This is a genomic window from Enterobacter hormaechei subsp. xiangfangensis (genome assembly GCF_001729785.1).
GTDB lineage: Bacteria > Pseudomonadota > Gammaproteobacteria > Enterobacterales > Enterobacteriaceae > Enterobacter > Enterobacter hormaechei_C.
Window position 1 is genome coordinate 253,641 of record NZ_CP017183.1, and the last position, 25,869, is coordinate 279,509.

Here is a 25,869-nt window from a genome sequence, read left to right on the forward strand (position 1 = left end):
ACTCCGACGGGAGCAAATCCGTGAAAGACTTATTAAAGTTTCTGAAAGCGCAAACTAAAACCGAAGAGTTTGATGCGATCAAAATTGCTCTGGCTTCGCCAGACATGATCCGTTCATGGTCTTTCGGTGAAGTTAAAAAGCCGGAAACCATTAACTACCGTACGTTCAAACCTGAGCGTGACGGCCTTTTCTGTGCGCGTATTTTCGGGCCAGTAAAAGATTACGAGTGCCTGTGCGGTAAGTACAAGCGCCTGAAACACCGTGGTGTGATCTGTGAGAAGTGTGGCGTTGAAGTGACCCAGACCAAAGTACGCCGTGAGCGTATGGGCCACATCGAGCTGGCGTCTCCAACCGCTCACATCTGGTTCCTGAAATCTCTGCCGTCCCGTATCGGCCTGCTGCTGGATATGCCGCTGCGCGATATCGAACGTGTTCTGTACTTCGAATCTTATGTGGTTATCGAAGGCGGGATGACCAATCTGGAACGTAACCAGATCCTGACCGAAGAACAGTATCTGGACGCGCTGGAAGAGTTCGGTGACGAATTCGACGCGAAGATGGGTGCGGAAGCTATCCAGGCCCTGCTGAAGAGCATGGATCTGGAGCAAGAGTGTGAAACTCTGCGCGAAGAGCTGAACGAAACCAACTCCGAGACCAAGCGTAAAAAGCTGACCAAGCGTATCAAACTGCTGGAAGCGTTCGTTCAGTCTGGTAACAAACCAGAGTGGATGATCCTGACCGTTCTGCCGGTTCTGCCGCCAGATCTGCGTCCGCTGGTTCCGCTGGATGGTGGTCGTTTCGCAACGTCAGATCTGAACGATCTGTATCGTCGCGTGATCAACCGTAACAACCGTCTGAAACGTCTGCTGGATCTGGCTGCGCCGGACATCATCGTACGCAACGAAAAACGTATGCTGCAGGAAGCGGTAGATGCCCTGCTGGATAACGGTCGTCGCGGTCGTGCGATCACCGGTTCTAACAAACGTCCTCTGAAATCTTTGGCCGACATGATCAAAGGTAAACAGGGTCGTTTCCGTCAGAACCTGCTCGGTAAGCGTGTTGACTACTCCGGTCGTTCTGTAATCACTGTAGGTCCATACCTGCGTCTGCATCAGTGCGGTCTGCCGAAGAAAATGGCACTGGAGCTGTTCAAACCGTTCATCTACGGCAAGCTGGAACTGCGTGGCCTGGCCACCACCATCAAAGCCGCGAAGAAAATGGTTGAGCGTGAAGAAGCTGTCGTTTGGGATATCCTGGACGAAGTGATCCGCGAACACCCGGTACTGCTGAACCGTGCACCAACTCTGCACCGTCTGGGTATCCAGGCCTTTGAGCCGGTACTGATCGAAGGTAAAGCTATCCAGCTGCACCCGCTGGTTTGTGCGGCCTATAACGCCGACTTCGATGGTGACCAGATGGCTGTTCACGTACCGCTGACGCTGGAAGCCCAGCTCGAAGCGCGTGCGCTGATGATGTCTACCAACAACATCCTGTCTCCAGCGAACGGTGAACCTATCATCGTTCCTTCTCAGGACGTTGTACTGGGTCTGTACTACATGACCCGTGACTGTGTTAACGCCAAAGGCGAAGGCATGGTGCTGACTGGCCCTAAAGAAGCTGAGCGTATTTATCGCGCTGGCCTGGCCTCTCTGCATGCGCGCGTTAAAGTGCGTATCACCGAATACGAAAAAGATGAAAACGGCGAATTCGTTGCGCACACCAGCCTGAAAGACACGACCGTTGGCCGTGCCATTCTGTGGATGATCGTACCGAAAGGTCTGCCTTTCTCCATCGTCAACCAGGCGCTGGGCAAGAAAGCGATCTCCAAAATGCTGAACACCTGTTACCGCATTCTGGGTCTGAAGCCGACCGTTATCTTCGCTGACCAGACAATGTACACCGGCTTTGCTTATGCAGCGCGTTCAGGTGCATCTGTTGGTATCGATGACATGGTCATCCCAGAGAAGAAACACGAGATCATCTCTGAAGCGGAAGCTGAAGTTGCTGAAATCCAGGAGCAGTTCCAGTCTGGTCTGGTAACCGCAGGCGAACGCTATAACAAAGTTATCGATATCTGGGCAGCGGCGAACGATCGTGTATCCAAAGCGATGATGGACAACCTGCAAACCGAAACCGTGATTAACCGTGACGGCGTAGAAGAGCAGCAGGTCTCCTTCAACAGCATCTACATGATGGCCGACTCCGGTGCGCGTGGTTCTGCGGCACAGATTCGTCAGCTGGCAGGTATGCGTGGTCTGATGGCGAAGCCAGATGGCTCCATCATCGAAACGCCAATCACCGCGAACTTCCGTGAAGGTCTGAACGTACTCCAGTACTTCATCTCCACGCACGGTGCGCGTAAAGGTCTGGCGGATACCGCACTTAAAACGGCGAACTCCGGTTATCTGACGCGTCGTCTGGTTGACGTTGCGCAGGATCTTGTCGTCACCGAAGACGATTGTGGCACCCTCGAAGGTATCACCATGACCCCTGTTATCGAGGGTGGTGATGTTAAAGAGCCGCTGCGCGATCGCGTACTGGGTCGTGTGACCGCGGAAGACATTCTGAAGCCGGGCACCGCAGACATTCTGGTTCCACGCAACACCCTGCTGCACGAACAGTGGTGTGACCTGCTGGAAGCGAACTCTGTTGACTCCGTGAAAGTGCGTTCCGTTGTATCCTGTGACACCGACTTTGGTGTGTGTGCGCACTGCTACGGTCGTGACCTGGCGCGTGGCCACATCATCAACAAAGGTGAGGCTATCGGCGTTATCGCGGCACAGTCCATCGGTGAGCCGGGTACACAGCTGACGATGCGTACGTTCCACATCGGTGGTGCGGCATCTCGTGCGGCTGCTGAATCCAGCATCCAGGTGAAAAACAAAGGTAGCATCAAGCTCAGCAACGCGAAGTCGGTTGTGAACTCCAGCGGTAAACTGGTTATCACTTCCCGTAACACCGAGCTGAAGCTGATCGACGAATTTGGTCGTACCAAAGAGAGCTATAAAGTGCCTTACGGTGCGGTTATGGCGAAAGGTGATGGCGAGCAGGTTGCTGGCGGTGAAACCGTTGCAAACTGGGATCCACACACCATGCCGGTAATCACCGAAGTAAGTGGTTTCATCCGCTTTACTGACATGATCGACGGCCAGACCATTACTCGTCAGACCGACGAGCTGACCGGTCTGTCTTCTCTGGTGGTTCTGGATTCTGCTGAACGTACTACCGGTGGTAAAGATCTGCGTCCTGCACTGAAAATCGTTGATGCGCAGGGTAACGACGTTCTGATTCCTGGTACCGATATGCCTGCGCAGTACTTCCTGCCGGGTAAAGCGATTGTACAGCTGGAAGATGGCGTACAGATCAGCTCTGGTGATACCCTGGCGCGTATTCCTCAGGAATCCGGCGGTACCAAGGACATCACCGGTGGTCTGCCACGCGTTGCGGACCTGTTCGAAGCACGTCGTCCGAAAGAGCCGGCAATCCTGGCTGAAATCAGCGGTATCATCTCCTTCGGTAAAGAGACCAAAGGTAAGCGCCGTCTGGTTATTACGCCTGTAGATGGCAGCGAGCCGTACGAAGAGATGATTCCTAAGTGGCGTCAGCTCAACGTGTTCGAAGGTGAACGCGTAGAACGTGGTGACGTGGTTTCCGACGGTCCAGAAGCGCCGCACGACATCCTGCGTCTGCGTGGTGTGCATGCTGTTACCCGTTACATTGTTAACGAAGTACAGGACGTATACCGTCTGCAAGGCGTTAAGATTAACGATAAACACATTGAAGTTATCGTTCGTCAGATGCTGCGTAAAGCGACCATCGAAAACGCAGGCAGCTCCGACTTCCTGGAAGGCGAGCAGGTTGAATACTCACGCGTTAAGATCGCTAACCGCGATCTGGAAGCGAACGGCAAAATTGGCGCGACCTTCTCGCGCGATCTGCTGGGTATCACCAAAGCGTCTCTGGCAACCGAGTCCTTCATCTCTGCTGCATCGTTCCAGGAAACCACGCGTGTCCTGACCGAAGCGGCTGTTGCAGGTAAACGTGATGAACTGCGCGGTCTGAAAGAGAACGTTATCGTGGGTCGTCTGATCCCGGCCGGTACCGGTTATGCGTACCACCAGGATCGTATGCGTCGTCGCGCAGCGGGCGAACTGCCAGCTGCACCGCAGGTGACTGCCGAAGATGCATCCGCGAGCCTGGCAGAACTGCTGAACGCAGGTCTGGGCGGTTCCGACAACGAGTAATCGTTGATGCCGTAAATAAAAAACCCGCCTCGGCGGGTTTTTTTATATCTGCATTTTCAGTTTACCAGCGGGATGCGTCGATAAAGCTCAATCATGTCGCCCGCCAGATCCTGAATTACCATCGCGTTCATCAGGTGGTCCTGAGAATGAACGGTGATCAGGTTAACCGGCAGTTTTCCTGTCCCTTCGTCAAGACCGATAAGCTGCGTCTGGATCGTATGCGCATGTTTCACATATTCACGCGACTCTTCCATCGCTTTCTCGGCTTCGTCAAAGTCGCCTTTTCGCGCCATCTGCAACGCCGTCAGGGCCGCACTGCGCGCCGCGCCTGCGTTGACCAGCAGTTCCATGATCGTGGTTTCTAAGTCTTCCATTATGACTCCAGAAGTTTGAGCGCTTTTTCCAGTACGGCATCACCTTTCATCATGCCGTAATCCATCATGTCGATGACCGCGACCTTTTTTCCGAGCGGATCGGCCTGCGCCTGGAGTTTTGCCTGTTCGTATTTGACCTGTGGCCCCAGTAATACGATATCAGCCGTCGCGATGTTATCTTTGAACTCCGCGACCGGAACGGCTTTAATGGTTACTTCGACTCCTTTTTTCTGCGCGGCATCTTTCATACGTTGAACCAGCATGCTGGTTGACATTCCCGCTGCACAGCATAAAACGATGTTCTTCATAGTCAGCCTCGATCTACATGTGTTTATTGATAATTATCCCGTGCAGACTGCTTCAACAACCGCTTTACCGCGATTGTGTGTCAGGCATCACAAAGAAATCGGCATTTTTCTGAAACCGGTTACAATTTTACCGCGGAGAGCATTCTGCCCGTCAGATCGGGCAGAATTTGAGTAAGGGTATTATCGGCTGGCCGTGCTTACGATGCGGTTTTTACCCTGTTGTTTAGCGGTATACAGCGCTTCATCTACGCTACCGATAAATTGTTCCAGCGGTTCGAAGTGCCACTCTCCCGTCCCGGCGCTGAAGGTCACTCGCAGGTTCTCTTCCCGCCAGGTCCGCTTTTCAACGGCGGTGCGCCAGGCTTCCAGTAGCGCGTGCGCGGAGTTCATCAGCTCGGCCGGGAAGATCACGCCGAACTCTTCTCCACCGTAGCGGTAAACGGGAACGTGGTGCGGCTGCATGATCTGAATACCTTCGCGTGCCACGTTGCGCAGCACAATATCCCCGCTCAGGTGGCCCCAGGTGTCGTTAATGGACTTGAAGTTATCGATGTCGATCAGCGCCAGAACGAAGGGTTGATGGGCGGTCAGCAGCTCATCCACATCGTTGTCGAACGCACGGCGGTTTTTGCAGCCTGTCAGCGCATCATGGGTGGCTTGACGGACATAGGCCAGCTCGCGTTCTTTATTGGTTCGAATGGTATGGCTGAGCATCGCTTCAAGGCGTGGCGCCTGGTTGACGTCGCCGGTTTTGATGGCATTGATAATGTTCATCAGCACAGAACGCGAGGCATGACGAAGGTAAAGCCCAAACAGAATGATGATGATTGCCGCCAGCGCAAATCCCCAGCCGACGACGGTGGTCTCATGCCGGGTGATGACGGTAAGCGTGGCATCGGAGACCCGATAAATCACAAACCAGTCCGGATTGGTGAAAGAGTAGTAGTAATACCAGGTTTTACTTTTGGGGTCGAAAAGATGGCCCTCGCCGCTGGTCATTTGGTCCATCAGCGCTTCGCTTACGTACTGCTTAAAGAGCGCCCCCGTGTCCGGATGCAGCACAACAGCGCCGTCACGCTCCACAACAAAAAACTCACCCTGAACCGGCGCCACCATCTGGCGCAGGGTATACCCCATGGACGTTAAATCAAGATGGAAAGCGAGCGTGCCCTTCAGGCGGCCTTCCGGTGAAATGACCGGCTTATAGAGAGTGACCGTAGGATGTTGGGTAAAATAGTCCAGATAGGGGCGGGTGTAGTGAGGAAAGTTGCTGGCTTCCGCTTGTCCGATAAACCATGGACGGGTCCGGGCGTCGAACGACTTACCCTTCTCCGTTGGCAGCACTTCCGGCGCGCGCAGATGGCGCCCTACTGTGTCCGCCAGAGAGATAGACGACACCGTCGGCATCAGGTTCTGCAAATGCATCAACATCTGCAAACCGTGTGTCGGGTCGATATTAATTGTCTGATTTACTCTGTCGTTACGGGCGAAGTACATCGCAGCACGACCAAGAATATAGTCATTTTCTCGCAGGATGGATTCGGTATAGTTTACCGCCAGATTATGGGTGAAGTTACCATTAATCTTATGATAATCCTCAAGAAAATCCTTTCTCTGTGAAAGGATAACCAGGATGGCGATCAGCGCAAAACTGAGCAGGATCCCCGCGAAGCTGACCATAATTGGCCGCGTAAAAGAGAGCTTTTTACTGTGGAGTGCCATGAGTTGTACATCAATCCAGATGGTAGACGCGTTGCGTCTGTCGATACCCTCAGCATAGTCGCTGTCCGGTTGCTGGTAGTAAATTATACAGAAGGCGATTACCGACGAGATGATTTATCTTAAGCGTAGATAAGAAACGACGTATTTATTGTATCGATTAAAATTTTGTTTAAGAGGCGGAGGGCAGGGCGAAACGAGGAAGAAGCATTTTCACCCTGGTCAGCGTCCGTTGCTGACGTGGTAAAGCATAAGAAAACCAGGCAGATCGCCTCAATCGCCCGGTTTTGATCTTACGAGCCGCCTCGTAACCTTTTCGCGTTTTTGCAGTCGGTTTCAGCGCTAATGCGAGGCTCTTCCCAGCCAGCTATCCCAGTCTTTCCACACGGGCTGTAGCCCCTGGGCAGTCAGGGCTTCCGCCACCGCTTCGGGCCGTCGTCCGTCGTGCGGTGCAAACTGTTCCAGTTCCGGGTGATCGTCCGCGTAACCGCCCGGCTGCGTTTTGGAAAAGGCGCTAACGTTATTGATCGCCAGCGGGATCGCGCGGTCGCGAAACGCGGGTGATTCACGCGTGGAGAGCGACAATTCCACTTCCGGCGCGAACAGGCGAAATGCACACAGGGTTTGCACCAGCTGGCGCTCATCCATCAGCGAAGCGGGTTCAACGCCTCCCGTACACGGACGCAGCCGCGGGAAAGAGATGGAATAGCGGCTTTGCCAGTAGCGCTGCTGTAGCCACAGCAGATGCTCCGCCACCATATAGCAGTCCACCCGCCAGCTGTCGGACAGACCGATAAGCGCGCCCAGCCCAATTTTATCGATACCGGCGCGCCCCAGCCTGTCCGGCGTTTCCAGCCGGAAGATGAAATCCTGCTTCTTCCCTTTCAGGTGATGCCGGGCATAGGTCGCCTCGTGGTAGGTTTCCTGATAGACCATGACGCCGTCCAGCCCGAGCGTTTTCAGCTCCGCATATTCCTCCTGCGACAAAGGCTGCACTTCCATTTGCAACGAGGCAAATTCGCGGCGGATGGCCGGAAGATGCTGGCGAAAATAGTCCATCCCCACTTTGCCCTGATGTTCACCCGTCACCAGCAGGAGATGTTCAAAACCCATCTCACGAATAGCCGCACACTCGCGGGCGATCTCATGCTCATCCAGCGTTTTACGCTTAATACGGTTGCTCATGGAGAAACCACAGTAGGTGCAGTCGTTGGCGCACAGGTTAGAAAGATAGAGCGGCACGTAAAAGCTCACCGTGTTGCCAAAACGCTGGCGGGTGAGGCGTTGCGCGCGCTGCGCCATCGGTTCAAGGTACGCGCCGGCTGCCGGAGAAAGCAGCGCCATCAAATCCTCGCGGGTCAAATGTTTGGCTGTTAATGCCCGCTCTACGTCCGCAGAGGTTTTACTGTTGATGCGTAAGGCAATATCGTCCCAGTTCAGCTGACGCCAGCGATCGGTAAAGGTAGCCATCAGAGCGCCTCCAGAAAATCGGTCAGCGGGCTGGTGGCCTGCGCCTGAACGCAGCGCGAGCCAGGGCCGGACTGGCGTGCCAGCAGACCGGACTCCACGGCAAGGCGGAACGCACGCGCCATCATCACCGGGTCGTCGGCCACCGCAATCGCGGTATTGACCAGCACCGCATCGGCCCCCATCTCCAGCGCCTGCGCGGCGTGACTGGGTACGCCGATGCCCGCATCCACCACCACGGGCACGGTCGCCTGCTCGATGATGATCTCCAGCATCGCGCGGGTCTCCAGTCCCTGGTTGGAGCCAATGGGTGCCCCTAACGGCATTACGGCCGCGCAGCCGACCTCTTCCAGACGCTTGCACAGCACGGGGTCGGCACCGCAGTAGGGCAGGACGGTAAATCCCTGCTGCACCAGCTTCTCTGCCGCTTTCAGGGTTTCGATCGGATCGGGCAACAGCCAGCGGGCGTCCGGATGAATTTCCAGCTTCAGCCAGCGGGTGCCGAGCGCTTCCCGCGCCAGTTGCGCAGCGAAAATTGCTTCCTCGGCCGTTTTCGCACCGGAGGTATTCGGTAAGAGCGTCACGCCTGCCTCCAGTAATGGCGCAAGTATGGCATCGTTGTGCTGACGCAAATCCACGCGCTTCATCGCCAGTGTCACCAGCTGGCTGCCGCTCTCACGAATGGCATCCACCATCAGCTGCGGAGAGGCGAATTTTCCGGTTCCGGTAAACAGATGTGAATCAAAGACTTTGTCGGCAATACGTAACATCTCAGCCCCCTGCGATAACCTGAAACAGCAGGATCTGGTCGCCTTCATTGACCTGCTGATGTTCCCACCGTTCGCGCGGCAGGATCTGTTGATTGAGCGCCAGCGCCGTTCCCGGCTTCAGCTGGCGCAGCGTGTCGAGCAGGGCGGCAACGGTAAGATCGTCGTCGCACGTCATCGGCTCATCGTTAAACAGAATGCGCATTGCGGCCTCCGCATACCGGGCAGTGGCTGGCGCGGTTTAACACCAGATGACGCCATCCGCTGGAGCGGGCGTCGAACAGCCGCAGCGTGTTGCGTTCTGTCTCCATGCCGCTGAGCAACTTGATGGCCTCCAGCGCCTGAAGAGTACCCATCACGCCCACCACCGGGCCCAGAATGCCTGCCGTGCGGCAGTTACGCTCCGGTTCAGCCTCGTCAGGCCACAGGCAGCGGTAGCAGCCCTGTGCCCACGGCGGCGTAAGCACCATTATTTGCCCGCCGAAACCGACCGCGCTGGCGGTGATCAGCGGCGTGTTCTGCGCAACACAGACCGCGTTGATGGCCTGACGCGTCGCCATATTGTCCGTACAGTCCAGCACCACGTCGGCAAGGGCCACTTCGCGTTGCAGATCTTCCCCGCTCAGCCGCGTCTGGAGCGCGACCAGTTCGATATCGGGGTTAAGCTGGTTCAGCCGCTGGCGCGTAACGTGCGCTTTAGGCTGGTTGATATCTTCTGTCGTGAAGAGGATTTGCCGTTGCAGATTGCTGAGATGTACCTCATCGTCATCGGCCAGCACCAGCGTGCCCACGCCCGCGCCAGCCAGATACAGCGCGGCGGGGGCGCCTAATCCACCCAGACCGACAATCAGTACCCGGCTGGCGAGCAGCTTTTGCTGCCCGTCAATGGCGATATCCTCCAGCAGGATCTGGCGGCTGTAGCGCATAAAATCACGATCTTTCATCGCCTGCTCCTGCCAGTTGTAAAAGCCGTGCGGTGGCGGCCTGCCAGTCTGCGGCCTGGGTGATAGCGCTGACGACGGCGATACTGCCGACGCCGGTTTCCAGCACGGCGGGCGCGCGTTCAAGGCTGATCCCGCCGATGGCAACGGTGGGGTAATCGGCAAGGCGCTTAACGTGGGCCGCCAGCTGCGTCAAGCCCTGTGGAGCGGACGGCATCTGTTTGGTTTGCGTCGGGAAAACGTGACCGAGCGCGATGTAAGAGGGGCGGGCTGCCAGCGCCACGTCGATCTCCATATCGTCATGGGTAGAAACGCCCAGCCGCAGACCGACGTCACGGATCGCGTTGAGATCGGTCGTTTCCAGATCTTCCTGTCCCAGATGCACGCCGTACGCCTGGTGTTTAACCGCCAGCCGCCAGTAGTCGTTGATAAACAGGCGGGCGTGGTAGCGACGTCCCAGCGCGATAGCGGCGATCACGTCGGCCTCCACCTCTTCATCGCGTTTATCCTTAATGCGTAGCTGGATCGTGCGAACGCCTGCCTCCAGCAGGCGCGCTATCCACGCCACGCTGTCCACCACCGGGTAAAGCCCTAAGCGGAAGGGGACAGGGGGGAAATCAGGCTGGTACATTATGCCTCCTCTTTTTTGAGGTAGATTTCGCCGCCTTTCGCGCGGAAGGTTTCCGACATGTCCGCCATGCCGACTTCAATGGTCTGCGCGGCGGCGTAATCGCGTACTTCCTGGCTGATTTTCATCGAGCAGAATTTTGGTCCGCACATGGAGCAGAAGTGCGCGACTTTGCCCGATTCCTGCGGCAGGGTTTCGTCGTGGTAGGCGCGGGCGGTGAACGGATCGAGGGCCAGGTTAAACTGGTCTTCCCAGCGGAATTCAAAGCGCGCTTTGGACATGGCGTTGTCGCGAATTTGCGCGCCCGGATGGCCTTTCGCCAGATCCGCCGCGTGGGCGGCAATCTTGTAGGTAATCAGTCCCTGCTTCACGTCCTCTTTGTTTGGCAGGCCGAGGTGCTCTTTCGGTGTCACGTAGCAGAGCATGGCGCAGCCGAACCAGCCGATCATCGCCGCCCCAATGCCTGACGTGAAGTGGTCATAGCCCGGCGCGATGTCAGTTGTCAGTGGCCCCAGCGTGTAGAACGGTGCTTCGTGGCAGTGCTCCAGCTCTTCGGTCATGTTGCGACGGATCATCTGCATCGGCACATGGCCCGGGCCTTCAATCATCACCTGCACGTCGTACTCCCAGGCGATTTTGGTCAGCTCGCCCAGCGTGTGCAGCTCGGCAAACTGCGCCTCGTCGTTAGCATCGCGGATGGAGCCAGGACGCAGGCCGTCGCCCAGCGACAGGGAGACGTCGTACGCGGCGCAAATTTCGCAGATTTCGCGGAAGTGTTCGTAGAGGAAGTTTTCCTGATGATGGGAAAGGCACCATTTCGCCATAATCGAACCGCCGCGTGAGACGATACCGGTCAGACGTTTCGCCGTCATCGGCACGTAGCGCAGCAGCACGCCCGCGTGGATGGTGAAGTAGTCCACGCCCTGTTCCGCCTGCTCCAGCAGCGTGTCGCGGAACGCTTCCCAGGTGAGGTTTTCGGCGATGCCGTTGACCTTCTCCAGCGCCTGATAAATCGGGACGGTGCCAATCGGCACCGGGCTGTTACGCAGGATCCATTCGCGGGTTTCGTGAATATAGCGGCCGGTGGAAAGGTCCATCACCGTATCCGCGCCCCAGCGCGTCGACCAGACCAGCTTTTCCACCTCTTCTTCGATGGATGACGTCACCGCTGAGTTGCCGATGTTGGCGTTGACCTTCACCAGGAAGTTGCGGCCGATAATCATCGGCTCGGATTCCGGGTGGTTGATGTTGGCGGGGATAATGGCGCGCCCGGCGGCCACTTCATCACGCACAAATTCCGGCGTGATGTTCTCCGGCAGGCGAGCGCCAAACCCTTCACCCGGATGCTGGTGGCGCAGCACTTCGCTGCGGATGCGCTCGCGGCCCATGTTTTCGCGGATGGCGATGAACTCCATCTCCGGCGTGACGATACCCTGGCGCGCGTAGTGCAGCTGGGTTACGCATTTGCCCGCTTTAGCGCGTTTCGGCGTCAGCAGGCCGGTAAAGCGCAGCGCGTCCAGACCGTCGTCGGCCAGGCGTTCTTTGGTGTACGCAGAGCTGCGCACGCTCAGTTCTTCGCAGTCGTTACGCGCCTCTATCCACGGCTGGCGCAGCTTTGCCAGACCCTGCTGGACGTTGATAGCAACATCAGGATCGCCGTACGGGCCCGAGGTGTCATACACCGGCACGGCTTCGTTGTCTTCAAACTGCGGGTTGTCTTTGCTGCCGCCGATAAGCGTCGGGCTGAGCTGGATTTCGCGCATCGGGACGCGGATATCAGCCTGTGAGCCGGAAATGTAGATGCGTTTCGAGTTCGGGAAAGCGGTGCCTTCCAGGGTGTCGATGAAGCGTTGTGCGTGTTCGCGCTGTTCGCGGCGGGTCAGTTTTGCAGTAGACATAGCTCATTCCAAAAGTGAAGGACATGGCTTGTCAGACGACGGATGAAGCAAGAGAAGATCGCCTCAGGGGCGATACAACAGCAGTGTGACTCTTGTTCCCTTCGCAGGTATTAACCTGATCAGGTTCCGCGGATCCCGAATTAACGGTCTCAGCCCGTGCTTTCACACTGGGCACTCCGACAAGAAAAATCCCCCTCCGCAGAGGGGCGAATGGTTGTAAATTACTCGTTAACGATTAAGAACTCAAGCAGGGCGCGCAACGTTATCGCTGGTGCTGATATTCAGGTTGTTGTCCAGCACGAGGGCGATGAGCTTGTCTTCCAGCGTGAATCGCTCTTCCAGCGCTTCGCCAAGGTCGGAAAGCGCCTGCTGAAACTCAAGATAGTTATCGTGATCGATAGCGTTCTCCAGCGCGGAATCGTAGTAGTCCATGATCCGCTGGGTGTTGGCTTCCAGCAGCGGACAGAGTTTACTGGCCGCTAAATACGGCGTTGTCCCTTCCATTTCGCGGATAATGCGTTCATAAAGGTTGAAATGGCCGTCGGAGAGGTAGTCGACAAGGCTCTGACAAAAATCATCCAGCGCTTTTTCGTTCAGCCGCATAAAGGATTCTTTGCCAGGCTTAAGACCGACCAGATTGTAATACGCCACAAGGAGATGCTTGCGCACATGTAGCCAGCGATCCACCAGGGTGTTACTTCCTCCAACGCGCTCAGTCAGGCTTTCCAGCTGGTTTAACATGGTCGACTCCATAAGGTTTAGAATGGGATCTGCTTATCCAAAATGTAACCACAATGCTAACAACATGTCAGTGAAGCGAAGGTAGTGCAATAGATATGGATCGTATTATTGAAAAATCAGATCTGGGTTGGTGGATCGTCAGTCACGAGCAAAAGTTGTGGCTGCCCGGTGGGGAGATACCCTACGGTGCGGCAGAAATCTTCGATCTCGTCGGCCAACCTGCGCTGCGGATCGGCGAGTGGCAGGGCGATCCGGTATGGTTGATCCTACAGGCTCGTCGTCAGGATATGGGATCCGTTCGTCAGGTGTTGGATCGGGATGTCGGCCTGTTCCAGCTGGCGGGGCGCGGCGTGCAGCTGGCGGAGTTTTACCGCTCGCACAAATACTGCGGCTACTGCGGCCACACCATGCACCCGAGCAAAACCGAGTGGGCAATGCTTTGCGGCCACTGCCGTGAACGCTACTATCCGCAAATCGCACCGTGCATCATTGTCGCCATCCGCCGTGATGATTCCATCCTGCTGGCGCAGCATACCCGTCATCGCAACGGCATTCATACTGTCCTCGCCGGGTTCGTGGAAGTCGGCGAAACGCTGGAACAGGCGGTGGCGCGCGAGGTGATGGAGGAGAGCGGCATTAAGGTGAAAAACCTGCGCTATGTGACGTCGCAGCCGTGGCCGTTCCCGATGTCCCTGATGACCGCGTTTATGGCGGAATACGACAGCGGCGAGATTGTTATCGATAAGAAAGAGCTGCTGGAGGCGAACTGGTATCGCTACGACGATTTACCGCTGCTGCCCCCGCCGGGAACGGTGGCGCGTCGCCTGATAGAAGATACCGTGGCAATGTGTCGGGCCGAGTATGAGTAGTGTTACACTGACGGACTGACGCAATAAGGAACTGCAAAATGACCGAACTGAAGAACGATCGTTATCTGCGTGCGCTGCTGCGCCAGCCCGTTGATGTCACCCCGGTGTGGATGATGCGCCAGGCGGGACGCTATCTGCCAGAGTACAAAGCCACGCGTGCGCAGGCGGGCGATTTTATGTCGCTGTGCAAAAACGCCGAGCTGGCCTGTGAGGTGACGCTCCAGCCGCTGCGCCGCTTCCCGCTCGATGCCGCCATTCTTTTTTCGGACATTCTCACCATTCCGGATGCGATGGGCCTTGGGCTCTATTTCGAAACCGGCGAGGGCCCGCGCTTTACCTCTCCGATCAAAAGCAAAGCCGACGTTGATAAGTTGCCGATCCCCGATCCGGAAGGCGAGCTGAGCTATGTGATGAACGCCGTGCGCACCATTCGCCGCGAGCTCAAAGGCGATGTGCCGCTGATTGGCTTCTCCGGTAGTCCGTGGACGCTGGCCACCTACATGGTGGAAGGCGGCAGCAGCAAAGCCTTTACCGTCATCAAAAAGATGATGTACGCCGAGCCGCTGGCCCTGCATGCGCTGCTCGACAAGCTCGCGAAGAGCGTCACGCTCTACCTCAACGCGCAGATTAAAGCAGGTGCGCAGTCGGTGATGATTTTCGACACCTGGGGCGGCGTGCTGACCGGACGTGATTATCAGCAGTTCTCCCTGTACTACATGCACAAAATTGTCGATGGCCTGCTGCGTGAAAACGAAGGCCGTCGCGTGCCGGTGACGCTGTTTACCAAAGGCGGCGGCCAGTGGCTGGAAGCGATGGCGGCCACCGGCTGCGACGCGCTGGGCCTCGACTGGACCACCGATATTGCCGATGCGCGCCGTCGCGTGGGGGACAAAGTGGCGCTTCAGGGCAACATGGACCCGTCCATGCTCTATGCACAGCCTGCCCGTATCGAAGAGGAAGTGTCGACTATACTGTCTGGTTTCGGCCAGGGTGAAGGCCACGTCTTTAACCTCGGCCACGGCATTCATCAGGATGTGCCGCCTGAACACGCAGGCGTATTTGTGGAGGCGGTGCATCGGCTTTCTGCCCAGTATCATAAGTAAGGAGTGGTTATGGATCTCGCGTCGCTACGCGCTCAGCAAATCGAACTGGCTTCATCGGTGATCCGTGAGGATCGTCTGGATACGGACCCTCCGCGGTACATTGGCGGGGCGGACGTCGGGTTTGAGCAGGGCGGTGAAGTGACGCGAGCGGCGATGGTGGTGCTGAAATACCCGTCGCTGGAGCTGGTGGAGTACAAGGTGGCGCGTATCGCCACCACCATGCCCTATATCCCCGGCTTTCTCTCCTTCCGCGAATATCCCGCGCTGCTGGCCGCTTGGGAACAACTCTCGCAAAAACCTGACCTGCTGTTTGTTGATGGGCATGGTATCTCCCATCCGCGTCGCTTAGGCGTCGCCAGCCACTTTGGTCTGCTGGTGGACGTGCCGACCATCGGCGTGGCGAAAAAACGCCTGTGCGGCGCGTTTGAGCCGCTCTCTGCCGAACCGGGCGCGCTGGCGCCGCTTATTCATAAAGGCGAGCAGCTGGCGTGGGTCTGGCGCAGTAAAGCGCGCTGCAACCCGCTGTTTATCGCAACCGGGCATCGGGTGAGCATGGACAGCGCCCTGGCGTGGGTGCAACGCTGTATGAAGGGCTACCGTTTACCGGAGCCAACCCGCTGGGCTGACGCCGTGGCCTCTTCACGTCCGGCATTCATTCGTTGGCAGGAAATTCAGCCGTGATTCAGGTAAACTGCGGCTAATTTTCGATTCGAGACATCATCATGTTACAAAACCCGATTCATCTGCGCCTTGAAAAGCTGGAAAGCTGGCAGCACGTGACGTTTATGGCTTGCCTGTGCGAGCGCATGTATCCCAACTATGCCGCGTTCTGCAAGCAGACAGCGTTTGGCGAAGGCCAGATTTATCGTCGTATTCTGGATTTAATCTGGGAGACGCTGACGGTCAAAGACGCGAAGGTGAATTTTGACTCTCAGCTCGAAAAGCTGGAAGAGGCTATTCCGGCTGCGGATGATTTCGACCTGTATGGCGTCTACCCGGCCATTGATGCCTGTGTGGCGTTGAGCGAGCTGATCCACTCCCGTCTGAGCGGTGAAACCCTGGAACACGCCATTGAAGTCAGTAAGGCATCCATTACCACCGTTGCGATGCTGGAAATGACCCAGGAAGGCCGTGAAATGACCGACGAAGAGCTGCGTGCTAACCCGGCGGTAGAACAGGAATGGGACATTCAGTGGGAGATTTTCCGCCTGCTGGCAGAGTGTGAAGAGCGTGATATTGAGCTGATCAAAGGGCTGCGCGCGGACCTGCGCGAGGCCGGCGAGAGCAATATTGGTATAATTTTTAACCAATGAGACAACAAAACGTGATTTAACGCCTGTTTTGTCGCTCCTCGACTCTTCCCTTTCGCCCCCCGTCTGGTCTACATTTGGGGGGCGAAAAAAAGTGGCTATCGGTGCGTGTATGCAGGAGAGTGCTTTTTTGGCATTTTCGTCGCACTCGATGCTTAGCAAGCGATAAACACATTGAAAGGATAACTTATGAACAAGACTCAACTGATTGATGTAATTGCGGACAAGGCTGATCTGTCTAAAGTGCAGGCTAAAGCTGCTCTGGAATCTACCCTGGCTGCTATTACTGAGTCTCTGAAAGAAGGCGATGCTGTACAACTGGTTGGTTTCGGTACCTTCAAAGTGAACCACCGCGCTGAGCGTACTGGCCGCAACCCGCAGACCGGTAAAGAAATCAAAATCGCCGCAGCTAACGTGCCGGCATTTGTTTCTGGTAAAGCACTGAAAGACGCAGTTAAGTAAGACGCGTGGCAGTGAACAGTTTTAACGAAGGGGCGGCAACGCCCCTTTTGTCATTCTGGCGTGGACCGCTCGCGCTGGCAGGCGTACTGTTGCTCTCTGCCTGTAGCCATGATTCCTCACTCCCCCCGTTTACCGCCAGCGGCTACGCTGACAACCAGGGTGCGGTCAGGATCTGGCGCAAAGATTCCAGCGATGAAGTCCATATGCTCACCGCGTTCAGCCCATGGCATAACGGCAATACCTCGACCGCAGAATACCGCTGGCAGGGCGATGCCCTGTCGCTCATTGAACTGAATATCTACAGTAAGACTCCCGAACACGTGAAGGTGCGTTTCGACGACCACGGCGAGCTGAGCTTTATGCAGCATGAGGTCAGTGGACTGAAACAGCAGCTTTCCAGCGATCAGGTCGCCCTCTACCGCTACCGTGCTGAACAACTTCGCCAGACCAGCGATGCACTGCGTCAGGGCCGCGTGGTGCTGCGTCAGGGGCGCTGGCATGCCGACGGCACGGTGACCACCTGCGAAGGGCAGACGGTGAAGCCTGAGCTTGAATCCTGGGCAACCGAACACATTCAGCGTCGTCAGCGGCATTCATCTGTGGAGGTGAGTGTGGCATGGCTGGAAGCGCCGGAAGGCTCTCAGCTGTTGCTGGTGGCGAATGAAGATTTCTGCACCTGGCAGCCGACAGAAAAGAGTTTTTGATTTAAGTCCCCTCTCCCTTGAGGGAGAGGGTTAGGGTGAGGGGAAATTACTCTCCCTGCTCCCGCGCAATAGCACGATAACCGATATCCTGACGGCTGAAGCTGCCGTTCCAGTGAATATCCGCCATCAGCGCATAGGCGCGTTTCTGCGCTTCTGCCACGGTCTGGCCCAGCGCGGTCGCACACAGCACGCGGCCGCCGTTGGTGAGCACGCGGTCATCGTCAGCCAGCTTCGTACCGGCGTGGAACACCTTCGCGCCGTCAATCTCTTCCAGCGGCAGGCCGTGGATCTCATCTCCAGTGTTGTAGCTACCCGGATACCCACCCGCAGCAATCACCACACCTAAAGAGGCACGCTCGTCCCACTCGGAAGTTTTCTCATTCAGCTTGCCTTCGCACGCCGCCAGACACAGATCCACCAGGTCGGATTTCATGCGCAGCATGATCGGCTGGGTTTCCGGATCGCCAAAGCGGCAGTTGAATTCGATCACCTTCGGGTTACCCTGCTTGTCGATCATCAGGCCTGCATAAAGGAAACCGGTGTAGGTATTGCCTTCCGCCGCCATCCCTTTCACGGTTGGCCAGATGATGCGGTCCATGGTGCGCTGATGCACCTCATCGGTAACAACGGGAGCAGGAGAGTAAGCGCCCATTCCCCCAGTGTTGGGGCCGGTATCGCCATTGCCCACACGCTTGTGATCCTGGCTGGTGGCCATCGGCAGAACGTGCTCGCCATCGACCATCACGATAAAGCTCGCCTCTTCGCCGTCGAGGAACTCTTCAATCACGATGCGGTGGCCCGCATCGCCAAAGGCGTTACCTGCCAGCATATCCTGAACCGCGGCTTCGGCTTCTTCGAGGGTCATCGCGACGATCACGCCTTTACCCGCGGCCAGACCGTCGGCCTTGATAACAATCGGCGCGCCCTTCTCACGTAAGTAGGCCAGAGCAGGCTCCACTTCAGTGAAATTCTGATATTCCGCCGTCGGGATGTTATGACGCGCGAGAAAATCTTTGGTGAAGGCTTTTGAGCCTTCCAGCTGTGCGGCACCCTCCGTTGGGCCAAAGATTTTCAGGCCAGCTGCGCGGAAGGCGTCTACGACGCCAATCACCAGCGGCGCTTCCGGGCCAACGATGGTCAGATCGATGTTCTCGGTCTGGGCAAAGCTCAGCAGTGCCGGGATATCGGTCACGCCGATGGCGACGTTTTGCAGCGCGGGTTCCAGCGCCGTACCGGCATTACCCGGTGCCACAAAGACGGTTTCAACCTGCGGAGACTGCGCTGCTTTCCACGCCAGGGCGTGCTCGCGCCCGCCGTTACCAATCACTAATACTTTCATTTTCTGCTCCGGGAATTAATGGCGGAAGTGGCGCATGTCGGTGAAGATCATTGCGATGCCGTGTTCGTCGGCAGCGGCAATCACTTCGTCATCACGGATTGAACCGCCAGGCTGGATCACACAGGTGATACCCACAGCAGCGGCCGCATCGATTCCGTCGCGGAACGGGAAGAAGGCATCAGAGGCCATGGCGGAGCCTTTCACTTCCAGGCCTTCGTCGCCTGCTTTGATACCGGCAATTTTTGCAGAGTAAACGCGGCTCATCTGGCCTGCGCCTATCCCGATGGTCATGTTCTCTTTGGCGTAGACGATGGCGTTGGATTTCACGAACTTAGCCACTTTCCAGCAGAACAGCGCGTCACGCAGTTCCTGCTCGGTTGGCTGACGTTTGGTGACGACACGCAGATCGGCTTCGCTCACCATCCCCAGATCGCGGTCCTGAACCAGCAGACCGCCGTTCACGCGCTTGAAGTCCAGGCCCGGCACGCGTTCCGCCCACTGACCGCAAACCAGCACGCGCACATTCTGTTTTGCCGCAGTGATTTTCAGCGCTTCTTCTGATGCGGACGGCGCGATGATCACTTCGACAAACTGGCGGGAGATGATGGCCTGCGCGGTTTCCGCATCCAGCTCGCGGTTAAAGGCGATAATGCCGCCGAACGCGGAGGTCGGGTCGGTTTTGTAGGCGCGATCGTAGGCATCCAGAATAGAAGTGCTTACCGCAACGCCGCATGGGTTGGCGTGCTTGACGATAACGCAGGCCGGCTCGCTGAATTCTTTCACGCATTCCAGCGCGGCGTCGGTGTCGGCAATGTTGTTATAGGAAAGGGCTTTGCCCTGAACCTGCTGGGCGGTCGCAACAGAGGCTTCCTTTACCTCTTCTTCTATATAGAAGGCCGCCTGCTGGTGGCTGTTCTCACCGTAACGCATATCCTGCTTCTTAATGAAGTTCAGGTTCAGGGTGCGCGGGAAGCGGCCAGAGGGATCTTTGCTTTCACCATGGTAAGCCGGTACCAGGCTACCGAAGTAGTTGGCGATCATGCTGTCGTAGGCGGCGGTATGCTCGAAGGCTTTGATGGCGAGATCGAAACGCGTTTCAAGTGTCAGGGACCCTTCGTTGGCATCCATCTCATTAATAATGGCGTTGTAGTCGCTGCTCTTCACCACGATGGCGACATCTTTATGGTTCTTGGCCGCGGAGCGCACCATGGTTGGGCCGCCGATATCAATATTTTCAACCGCATCTTCCAGAGAGCAGCCTTCGCGGGCGACGGTCTGGGCGAACGGGTAGAGGTTAACAACGACCATATCGATAGGCGCGATATCGTGCTGTTCCATAATGGCGTCGTCCTGACCGCGACGGCCAAGAATACCGCCGTGGACTTTCGGATGCAGGGTTTTGACGCGTCCATCCATCATTTCCGGGAAACCGGTGTAATCGGACACTTCGGTTACCGGCAGACCTTTCTCTGCTAACAGGCGCGCGGTGCCACCTGTAGAAAGCAGCTCCACACCGCGTGCGGAAAGTGCCTGGGCGAATTCGACGATACCGGCTTTATCAGAAACACTGAGCAGAGCGCGGCGGACTGGACGACGTTGTTGCATGGTAAATCCCCTGGATTTCACGATTACAGAGAGCGTTAGATGAATTTTCCTGTGAAAAACTCATCTAACACACCTGACGAGGCATCCTTGTAAAGCGCGAGCATTTTAACGAAAACGTTTGCGCAACGCTCGCACATTTTCACTTTTTCGTATCATTGTGGATAAGTCTGTGTGTAAAAAGGTATAAGGCGGGGTTTTGCTGTGGAATGCAGCAGTCAGTCATTTTTCTGTCATTTAGCGGTTGCGGCCAGCGGAGAACTCCCTATAATGCGCCTCCATCGACACGGCGGATGTGAATCACTTCACAAACAACCCGGTCGGCTGAAGAGAAAAAATCCTGAAAATCAGGGTTGACTCTGAAAGAGGAAAGCGTAAAATACGCCACCTCGCGACAGAGCGCTGAGGCGCGTCGCAACTGCTCTTTAACAATTTATCAGACAATCTGTGTGGGCACTCAAAGTGACATGGATTCTTAACGTCCTCGGACGAAAAATGAATACCAAGTCTCAACGAGTGAACACGTAATTCATTACGAAGTTTAATTCATTGAGCATCAAACTTTTAAATTGAAGAGTTTGATCATGGCTCAGATTGAACGCTGGCGGCAGGCCTAACACATGCAAGTCGAACGGTAACAGGAAGCAGCTTGCTGCTTCGCTGACGAGTGGCGGACGGGTGAGTAATGTCTGGGAAACTGCCTGATGGAGGGGGATAACTACTGGAAACGGTAGCTAATACCGCATAACGTCGCAAGACCAAAGAGGGGGACCTTCGGGCCTCTTGCCATCGGATGTGCCCAGATGGGATTAGCTAGTAGGTGGGGTAACGGCTCACCTAGGCGACGATCCCTAGCTGGTCTGAGAGGATGACCAGCCACACTGGAACTGAGACACGGTCCAGACTCCTACGGGAGGCAGCAGTGGGGAATATTGCACAATGGGCGCAAGCCTGATGCAGCCATGCCGCGTGTATGAAGAAGGCCTTCGGGTTGTAAAGTACTTTCAGCGGGGAGGAAGGCGATAAGGTTAATAACCTTGTCGATTGACGTTACCCGCAGAAGAAGCACCGGCTAACTCCGTGCCAGCAGCCGCGGTAATACGGAGGGTGCAAGCGTTAATCGGAATTACTGGGCGTAAAGCGCACGCAGGCGGTCTGTCAAGTCGGATGTGAAATCCCCGGGCTCAACCTGGGAACTGCATTCGAAACTGGCAGGCTAGAGTCTTGTAGAGGGGGGTAGAATTCCAGGTGTAGCGGTGAAATGCGTAGAGATCTGGAGGAATACCGGTGGCGAAGGCGGCCCCCTGGACAAAGACTGACGCTCAGGTGCGAAAGCGTGGGGAGCAAACAGGATTAGATACCCTGGTAGTCCACGCCGTAAACGATGTCGACTTGGAGGTTGTGCCCTTGAGGCGTGGCTTCCGGAGCTAACGCGTTAAGTCGACCGCCTGGGGAGTACGGCCGCAAGGTTAAAACTCAAATGAATTGACGGGGGCCCGCACAAGCGGTGGAGCATGTGGTTTAATTCGATGCAACGCGAAGAACCTTACCTACTCTTGACATCCAGAGAACTTTCCAGAGATGGATTGGTGCCTTCGGGAACTCTGAGACAGGTGCTGCATGGCTGTCGTCAGCTCGTGTTGTGAAATGTTGGGTTAAGTCCCGCAACGAGCGCAACCCTTATCCTTTGTTGCCAGCGGTTAGGCCGGGAACTCAAAGGAGACTGCCAGTGATAAACTGGAGGAAGGTGGGGATGACGTCAAGTCATCATGGCCCTTACGAGTAGGGCTACACACGTGCTACAATGGCGCATACAAAGAGAAGCGACCTCGCGAGAGCAAGCGGACCTCATAAAGTGCGTCGTAGTCCGGATTGGAGTCTGCAACTCGACTCCATGAAGTCGGAATCGCTAGTAATCGTGGATCAGAATGCCACGGTGAATACGTTCCCGGGCCTTGTACACACCGCCCGTCACACCATGGGAGTGGGTTGCAAAAGAAGTAGGTAGCTTAACCTTCGGGAGGGCGCTTACCACTTTGTGATTCATGACTGGGGTGAAGTCGTAACAAGGTAACCGTAGGGGAACCTGCGGTTGGATCACCTCCTTACCTTAAAGAACCTGCCTTTGTAGTGTCCACACAGATTGTCTGATGAAAAGTAAATAGCAAGGCGTCTTGCGATTGAGACTGTACGTCCCCTTCGTCTAGAGGCCCAGGACACCGCCCTTTCACGGCGGTAACAGGGGTTCGAATCCCCTAGGGGACGCCACTTGCTGGTTCGTGAGTGAAAGTCACCTGCCGTCATATCTCAAAACTGACTTGCGAGTCACGTTTGAGATATTTGCTCTTTAAAAATCTGGATCAAGCTGAAAATTGAAACGACACACAGCTCATGTGTGTTCGAGTCTCTCAAATTTTCGCAATCAGAAGTGAAACATCTTCGGGTTGTGAGGTTAAGCGACTAAGCGTACACGGTGGATGCCCTGGCAGTCAGAGGCGATGAAGGACGTGCTAATCTGCGAAAAGCGCCGGCGAGGTGATATGAACCCTTGACCCGGCGATGTCCGAATGGGGAAACCCAGTGTGTTCCGACACACTATCGTTAACTGAATACATAGGTTAACGAGGCGAACCGGGGGAACTGAAACATCTAAGTACCCCGAGGAAAAGAAATCAACCGAGATTCCCCCAGTAGCGGCGAGCGAACGGGGAGCAGCCCGGAGTCTGAATCAGCTTGTGTGTTAGTGGAACGGTCTGGAAAGTCCGACGGTACAGGGTGATAGTCCCGTACACAAAAACACACTTGCTGTGAACTCGAAGAGTAGGGCGGGACACGTGGTATCCTGTCTGAATATGGGGGGACCATCCTCCAAGGCTAAATACTCCTGACTGACCGATAGTGAACCAGTACCGTGAGGGAAAGGCGAAAAGAACCCCGGCGAGGGGAGTGAAAAAGAACCTGAAACCGTGTACGTACAAGCAGTGGGAGCACCTTCGGGTGTGACTGCGTACCTTTTGTATAATGGGTCAGCGACTTATATTCTGTAGCAAGGTTAACCGTATAGGGGAGCCGAAGGGAAACCGAGTCTTAACTGGGCGTTAAGTTGCAGGGTATAGACCCGAAACCCGGTGATCTAGCCATGGGCAGGTTGAAGGTTGGGTAACACTAACTGGAGGACCGAACCGACTAATGTTGAAAAATTAGCGGATGACCTGTGGCTGGGGGTGAAAGGCCAATCAAACCGGGAGATAGCTGGTTCTCCCCGAAAGCTATTTAGGTAGCGCCTCGTGAACTCATCTTCGGGGGTAGAGCACTGTTTCGGCTAGGGGGCCATCCCGGCTTACCAACCCGATGCAAACTACGAATACCGAAGAATGTTATCACGGGAGACACACGGCGGGTGCTAACGTCCGTCGTGAAGAGGGAAACAACCCAGACCGCCAGCTAAGGTCCCAAAGTCATGGTTAAGTGGGAAACGATGTGGGAAGGCACAGACAGCCAGGATGTTGGCTTAGAAGCAGCCATCATTTAAAGAAAGCGTAATAGCTCACTGGTCGAGTCGGCCTGCGCGGAAGATGTAACGGGGCTAAACCATGCACCGAAGCTGCGGCAGCGACGCTTATGCGTTGTTGGGTAGGGGAGCGTTCTGTAAGCCGTTGAAGGTGTGCTGTGAGGCATGCTGGAGGTATCAGAAGTGCGAATGCTGACATAAGTAACGATAAAGCGGGTGAAAAGCCCGCTCGCCGGAAGACCAAGGGTTCCTGTCCAACGTTAATCGGGGCAGGGTGAGTCGACCCCTAAGGCGAGGCCGAAAGGCGTAGTCGATGGGAAACAGGTTAATATTCCTGTACTTGGTGTTACTGCGAAGGGGGGACGGAGAAGGCTATGTCAGCCGGGCGACGGTTGTCCCGGTTTAAGCATGTAGGCGGAGGTTCCAGGTAAATCCGGTACCTTGTTAACGCTGAGGTGTGATGACGAGGCACTACGGTGCTGAAGTGATAAATGCCCTGCTTCCAGGAAAAGCCTCTAAGCATCAGGTAACACGAAATCGTACCCCAAACCGACACAGGTGGTCAGGTAGAGAATACCAAGGCGCTTGAGAGAACTCGGGTGAAGGAACTAGGCAAAATGGTGCCGTAACTTCGGGAGAAGGCACGCTGATATGTAGGTGAAGTCCCTGCGGACGGAGCTGAAATCAGTCGAAGATACCAGCTGGCTGCAACTGTTTATTAAAAACACAGCACTGTGCAAACACGAAAGTGGACGTATACGGTGTGACGCCTGCCCGGTGCCGGAAGGTTAATTGATGGGGTTAGCGGCAACGCGAAGCTCTTGATCGAAGCCCCGGTAAACGGCGGCCGTAACTATAACGGTCCTAAGGTAGCGAAATTCCTTGTCGGGTAAGTTCCGACCTGCACGAATGGCGTAATGATGGCCAGGCTGTCTCCACCCGAGACTCAGTGAAATTGAACTCGCTGTGAAGATGCAGTGTACCCGCGGCAAGACGGAAAGACCCCGTGAACCTTTACTATAGCTTGACACTGAACACTGGTCCTTGATGTGTAGGATAGGTGGGAGGCTTTGAAGCGTGGACGCCAGTCTGCGTGGAGCCGTCCTTGAAATACCACCCTTTAATGGCTGGTGTTCTAACGTAGACCCGTGATCCGGGTTGCGGACAGTGTCTGGTGGGTAGTTTGACTGGGGCGGTCTCCTCCCAAAGAGTAACGGAGGAGCACGAAGGTTGGCTAATCCTGGTCGGACATCAGGAGGTTAGTGCAATGGCATAAGCCAGCTTGACTGCGAGCGTGACGGCGCGAGCAGGTGCGAAAGCAGGTCATAGTGATCCGGTGGTTCTGAATGGAAGGGCCATCGCTCAACGGATAAAAGGTACTCCGGGGATAACAGGCTGATACCGCCCAAGAGTTCATATCGACGGCGGTGTTTGGCACCTCGATGTCGGCTCATCACATCCTGGGGCTGAAGTAGGTCCCAAGGGTATGGCTGTTCGCCATTTAAAGTGGTACGCGAGCTGGGTTTAGAACGTCGTGAGACAGTTCGGTCCCTATCTGCCGTGGGCGCTGGAGAATTGAGGGGGGCTGCTCCTAGTACGAGAGGACCGGAGTGGACGCATCACTGGTGTTCGGGTTGTCATGCCAATGGCACTGCCCGGTAGCTAAATGCGGAAGAGATAAGTGCTGAAAGCATCTAAGCACGAAACTTGCCCCGAGATGAGTTCTCCCTGAGACTTTAAGTCTCCTGAAGGAACGTTGAAGACGACGACGTTGATAGGTCGGGTGTGTAAGCGCAGCGATGCGTTGAGCTAACCGATACTAATGAACCGTGAGGCTTAACCTTACAACGCCGAAGGTGTTTTGGCGAACGAGAGACAGACA

19 protein-coding genes, 1 tRNA gene, 2 rRNA genes and 1 riboswitch are annotated in these 25,869 nt (G+C 55.9%); of the genes, 10 read left to right on the top strand and 12 right to left on the bottom strand.

What is annotated here, in order from left to right; all coding sequences use genetic code 11:
• Positions 1–20 precede the first annotated feature (20 nt).
• Positions 21–4,244 carry a DNA-directed RNA polymerase subunit beta' gene (rpoC, locus tag BFV63_RS01255; RefSeq protein ID WP_022650200.1) on the top strand — a complete coding sequence of 1,408 codons (4,224 nt, stop codon included), beginning with the start codon at positions 21–23 and terminating at the stop codon, positions 4,242–4,244.
• A gap of 56 nt (positions 4,245–4,300) precedes the next feature.
• Here rpoC and BFV63_RS01260 read toward each other — a convergent pair whose 3' ends face one another.
• From BFV63_RS01260 to BFV63_RS01305, 10 genes are all read right to left on the bottom strand, one after another.
• The gene (locus tag BFV63_RS01260) at positions 4,301–4,618 is read right to left on the bottom strand and encodes a PTS lactose/cellobiose transporter subunit IIA (protein ID WP_003862327.1); all 318 of its coding nucleotides are present in this window, start codon (positions 4,616–4,618) and stop codon (positions 4,301–4,303) included.
• Complete coding sequence (locus BFV63_RS01265) at positions 4,618–4,926, bottom strand: PTS sugar transporter subunit IIB (protein WP_010425948.1); 309 nt, start codon at positions 4,924–4,926, stop codon at positions 4,618–4,620. The genes BFV63_RS01260 and BFV63_RS01265 overlap by 1 nt, the downstream gene beginning before the upstream one ends.
• Positions 4,927–5,106: 180 nt before the next feature.
• Positions 5,107–6,648, bottom strand: a complete 1,542-nt coding sequence (locus tag BFV63_RS01270) for a sensor domain-containing diguanylate cyclase (RefSeq protein WP_023315203.1) — start codon at positions 6,646–6,648, stop codon at positions 5,107–5,109.
• Positions 6,649–6,987: 339 nt separating this feature from the next.
• The gene (gene thiH, locus BFV63_RS01275) at positions 6,988–8,115 is read right to left on the bottom strand and encodes a 2-iminoacetate synthase ThiH (RefSeq protein WP_022650202.1); all 1,128 of its coding nucleotides are present in this window, start codon (positions 8,113–8,115) and stop codon (positions 6,988–6,990) included.
• Positions 8,115–8,882 (bottom strand): thiazole synthase, encoded by a 768-nt coding sequence (thiG, locus tag BFV63_RS01280; protein WP_022650203.1) that lies wholly within the window; start codon positions 8,880–8,882, stop codon positions 8,115–8,117. The genes thiH and thiG overlap by 1 nt, the downstream gene beginning before the upstream one ends.
• Before the next feature lies 1 nt (position 8,883).
• A complete protein-coding gene (gene thiS / locus BFV63_RS01285; protein ID WP_003862324.1) occupies positions 8,884–9,084 on the bottom strand; it encodes a sulfur carrier protein ThiS in 201 nt (66 codons plus the stop codon).
• On the bottom strand, positions 9,068–9,823 hold the full coding sequence (gene thiF, locus BFV63_RS01290) for a thiazole biosynthesis adenylyltransferase ThiF (protein WP_045347365.1): 756 nt from the start codon (positions 9,821–9,823) through the stop codon (positions 9,068–9,070). The genes thiS and thiF overlap by 17 nt, the downstream gene beginning before the upstream one ends.
• The gene (thiE, locus tag BFV63_RS01295; RefSeq protein WP_003862319.1) at positions 9,810–10,451 is read right to left on the bottom strand and encodes a thiamine phosphate synthase; all 642 of its coding nucleotides are present in this window, start codon (positions 10,449–10,451) and stop codon (positions 9,810–9,812) included. Before thiE ends, thiF begins: the two co-directional genes overlap by 14 nt.
• On the bottom strand, positions 10,451–12,346 hold the full coding sequence (gene thiC, locus BFV63_RS01300; protein WP_023315206.1) for a phosphomethylpyrimidine synthase ThiC: 1,896 nt from the start codon (positions 12,344–12,346) through the stop codon (positions 10,451–10,453). Before thiC ends, thiE begins: the two co-directional genes overlap by 1 nt.
• Before the next feature lie 79 nt (positions 12,347–12,425).
• Positions 12,426–12,535, bottom strand: a riboswitch (TPP riboswitch).
• 54 nt (positions 12,536–12,589) lie between these two features.
• A complete protein-coding gene (locus BFV63_RS01305; RefSeq protein WP_022650207.1) occupies positions 12,590–13,087 on the bottom strand; it encodes an Rsd/AlgQ family anti-sigma factor in 498 nt (165 codons plus the stop codon).
• Between the two features lie 95 nt (positions 13,088–13,182).
• On the opposite strand from BFV63_RS01305, the gene nudC reads away from it, so the two are divergent.
• The 6 genes from nudC to BFV63_RS01335 all read left to right on the top strand — a co-directional run bounded on the left by nudC (position 13,183) and on the right by BFV63_RS01335 (position 17,535).
• The gene (nudC, locus tag BFV63_RS01310) at positions 13,183–13,956 is read left to right on the top strand and encodes an NAD(+) diphosphatase (RefSeq protein WP_022650208.1); all 774 of its coding nucleotides are present in this window, start codon (positions 13,183–13,185) and stop codon (positions 13,954–13,956) included.
• A gap of 38 nt (positions 13,957–13,994) precedes the next feature.
• Positions 13,995–15,059 carry a uroporphyrinogen decarboxylase gene (hemE, locus tag BFV63_RS01315; RefSeq protein ID WP_045347370.1) on the top strand — a complete coding sequence of 355 codons (1,065 nt, stop codon included), beginning with the start codon at positions 13,995–13,997 and terminating at the stop codon, positions 15,057–15,059.
• 9 nt (positions 15,060–15,068) lie between these two features.
• On the top strand, positions 15,069–15,740 hold the full coding sequence (nfi, locus tag BFV63_RS01320; protein WP_003862312.1) for a deoxyribonuclease V: 672 nt from the start codon (positions 15,069–15,071) through the stop codon (positions 15,738–15,740).
• 41 nt (positions 15,741–15,781) lie between these two features.
• Positions 15,782–16,372 carry a YjaG family protein gene (locus BFV63_RS01325; RefSeq protein WP_003862310.1) on the top strand — a complete coding sequence of 197 codons (591 nt, stop codon included), beginning with the start codon at positions 15,782–15,784 and terminating at the stop codon, positions 16,370–16,372.
• A gap of 186 nt (positions 16,373–16,558) precedes the next feature.
• The gene (gene hupA, locus BFV63_RS01330) at positions 16,559–16,831 is read left to right on the top strand and encodes a nucleoid-associated protein HU-alpha (RefSeq protein ID WP_002445246.1); all 273 of its coding nucleotides are present in this window, start codon (positions 16,559–16,561) and stop codon (positions 16,829–16,831) included.
• Positions 16,832–16,842: 11 nt separating this feature from the next.
• A complete protein-coding gene (locus tag BFV63_RS01335; protein WP_022646713.1) occupies positions 16,843–17,535 on the top strand; it encodes a DUF1481 domain-containing protein in 693 nt (230 codons plus the stop codon).
• Positions 17,536–17,581: 46 nt separating this feature from the next.
• On the opposite strand, the gene purD is transcribed toward BFV63_RS01335, so the two are convergent.
• Both purD and purH read right to left on the bottom strand, forming a co-directional pair.
• Complete coding sequence (gene purD, locus BFV63_RS01340) at positions 17,582–18,874, bottom strand: phosphoribosylamine--glycine ligase (protein WP_045337492.1); 1,293 nt, start codon at positions 18,872–18,874, stop codon at positions 17,582–17,584.
• Positions 18,875–18,889: 15 nt separating this feature from the next.
• Entirely contained in the window at positions 18,890–20,479 is a 1,590-nt protein-coding gene (purH, locus tag BFV63_RS01345; RefSeq protein ID WP_022650212.1) for a bifunctional phosphoribosylaminoimidazolecarboxamide formyltransferase/IMP cyclohydrolase, read from the bottom strand.
• A 563-nt stretch (positions 20,480–21,042) separates the two neighbouring features.
• On the opposite strand from purH, the gene BFV63_RS01350 reads away from it, so the two are divergent.
• The 3 genes from BFV63_RS01350 (at position 21,043) to BFV63_RS01360 (ending at position 25,831) form a co-directional block, all read left to right on the top strand.
• Positions 21,043–22,584, top strand: a 16S ribosomal RNA gene (locus tag BFV63_RS01350).
• An 84-nt stretch (positions 22,585–22,668) separates the two neighbouring features.
• A tRNA-Glu gene (locus BFV63_RS01355) sits at positions 22,669–22,744 on the top strand.
• Positions 22,745–22,926: 182 nt separating this feature from the next.
• Positions 22,927–25,831 (top strand): 23S ribosomal RNA (locus BFV63_RS01360).
• Together the 16S and 23S rRNA genes with 1 tRNA gene alongside form the textbook arrangement of a ribosomal RNA operon.
• Positions 25,832–25,869: the final 38 nt, after the last annotated feature.

Excerpts from the sequence above, each read along its gene's own strand:
- thiF (WP_045347365.1), bottom strand. The coding sequence starts at position 9,823 with ATGAAAGATCGTGATTTTATGCGCTACAGCCGCCAGATCCTGCTGGAG.
- thiE (WP_003862319.1), bottom strand. The coding sequence starts at position 10,451 with ATGTACCAGCCTGATTTCCCCCCTGTCCCCTTCCGCTTAGGGCTTTAC.
- purH (WP_022650212.1), bottom strand. The coding sequence starts at position 20,479 with ATGCAACAACGTCGTCCAGTCCGCCGCGCTCTGCTCAGTGTTTCTGAT.
- thiS (WP_003862324.1), bottom strand. The coding sequence starts at position 9,084 with ATGCGCATTCTGTTTAACGATGAGCCGATGACGTGCGACGACGATCTT.
- purD (WP_045337492.1), bottom strand. The coding sequence starts at position 18,874 with ATGAAAGTATTAGTGATTGGTAACGGCGGGCGCGAGCACGCCCTGGCG.
- nfi (WP_003862312.1), top strand. The coding sequence starts at position 15,069 with ATGGATCTCGCGTCGCTACGCGCTCAGCAAATCGAACTGGCTTCATCG.
- BFV63_RS01265 (WP_010425948.1), bottom strand. The coding sequence starts at position 4,926 with ATGAAGAACATCGTTTTATGCTGTGCAGCGGGAATGTCAACCAGCATG.
- hemE (WP_045347370.1), top strand. The coding sequence starts at position 13,995 with ATGACCGAACTGAAGAACGATCGTTATCTGCGTGCGCTGCTGCGCCAG.
- BFV63_RS01260 (WP_003862327.1), bottom strand. The coding sequence starts at position 4,618 with ATGGAAGACTTAGAAACCACGATCATGGAACTGCTGGTCAACGCAGGC.
- BFV63_RS01270 (WP_023315203.1), bottom strand. The coding sequence starts at position 6,648 with ATGGCACTCCACAGTAAAAAGCTCTCTTTTACGCGGCCAATTATGGTC.
- thiH (WP_022650202.1), bottom strand. The coding sequence starts at position 8,115 with ATGGCTACCTTTACCGATCGCTGGCGTCAGCTGAACTGGGACGATATT.
- BFV63_RS01325 (WP_003862310.1), top strand. The coding sequence starts at position 15,782 with ATGTTACAAAACCCGATTCATCTGCGCCTTGAAAAGCTGGAAAGCTGG.
- hupA (WP_002445246.1), top strand. The coding sequence starts at position 16,559 with ATGAACAAGACTCAACTGATTGATGTAATTGCGGACAAGGCTGATCTG.
- thiC (WP_023315206.1), bottom strand. The coding sequence starts at position 12,346 with ATGTCTACTGCAAAACTGACCCGCCGCGAACAGCGCGAACACGCACAA.
- nudC (WP_022650208.1), top strand. The coding sequence starts at position 13,183 with ATGGATCGTATTATTGAAAAATCAGATCTGGGTTGGTGGATCGTCAGT.
- BFV63_RS01305 (WP_022650207.1), bottom strand. The coding sequence starts at position 13,087 with ATGTTAAACCAGCTGGAAAGCCTGACTGAGCGCGTTGGAGGAAGTAAC.
- thiG (WP_022650203.1), bottom strand. The coding sequence starts at position 8,882 with ATGTTACGTATTGCCGACAAAGTCTTTGATTCACATCTGTTTACCGGA.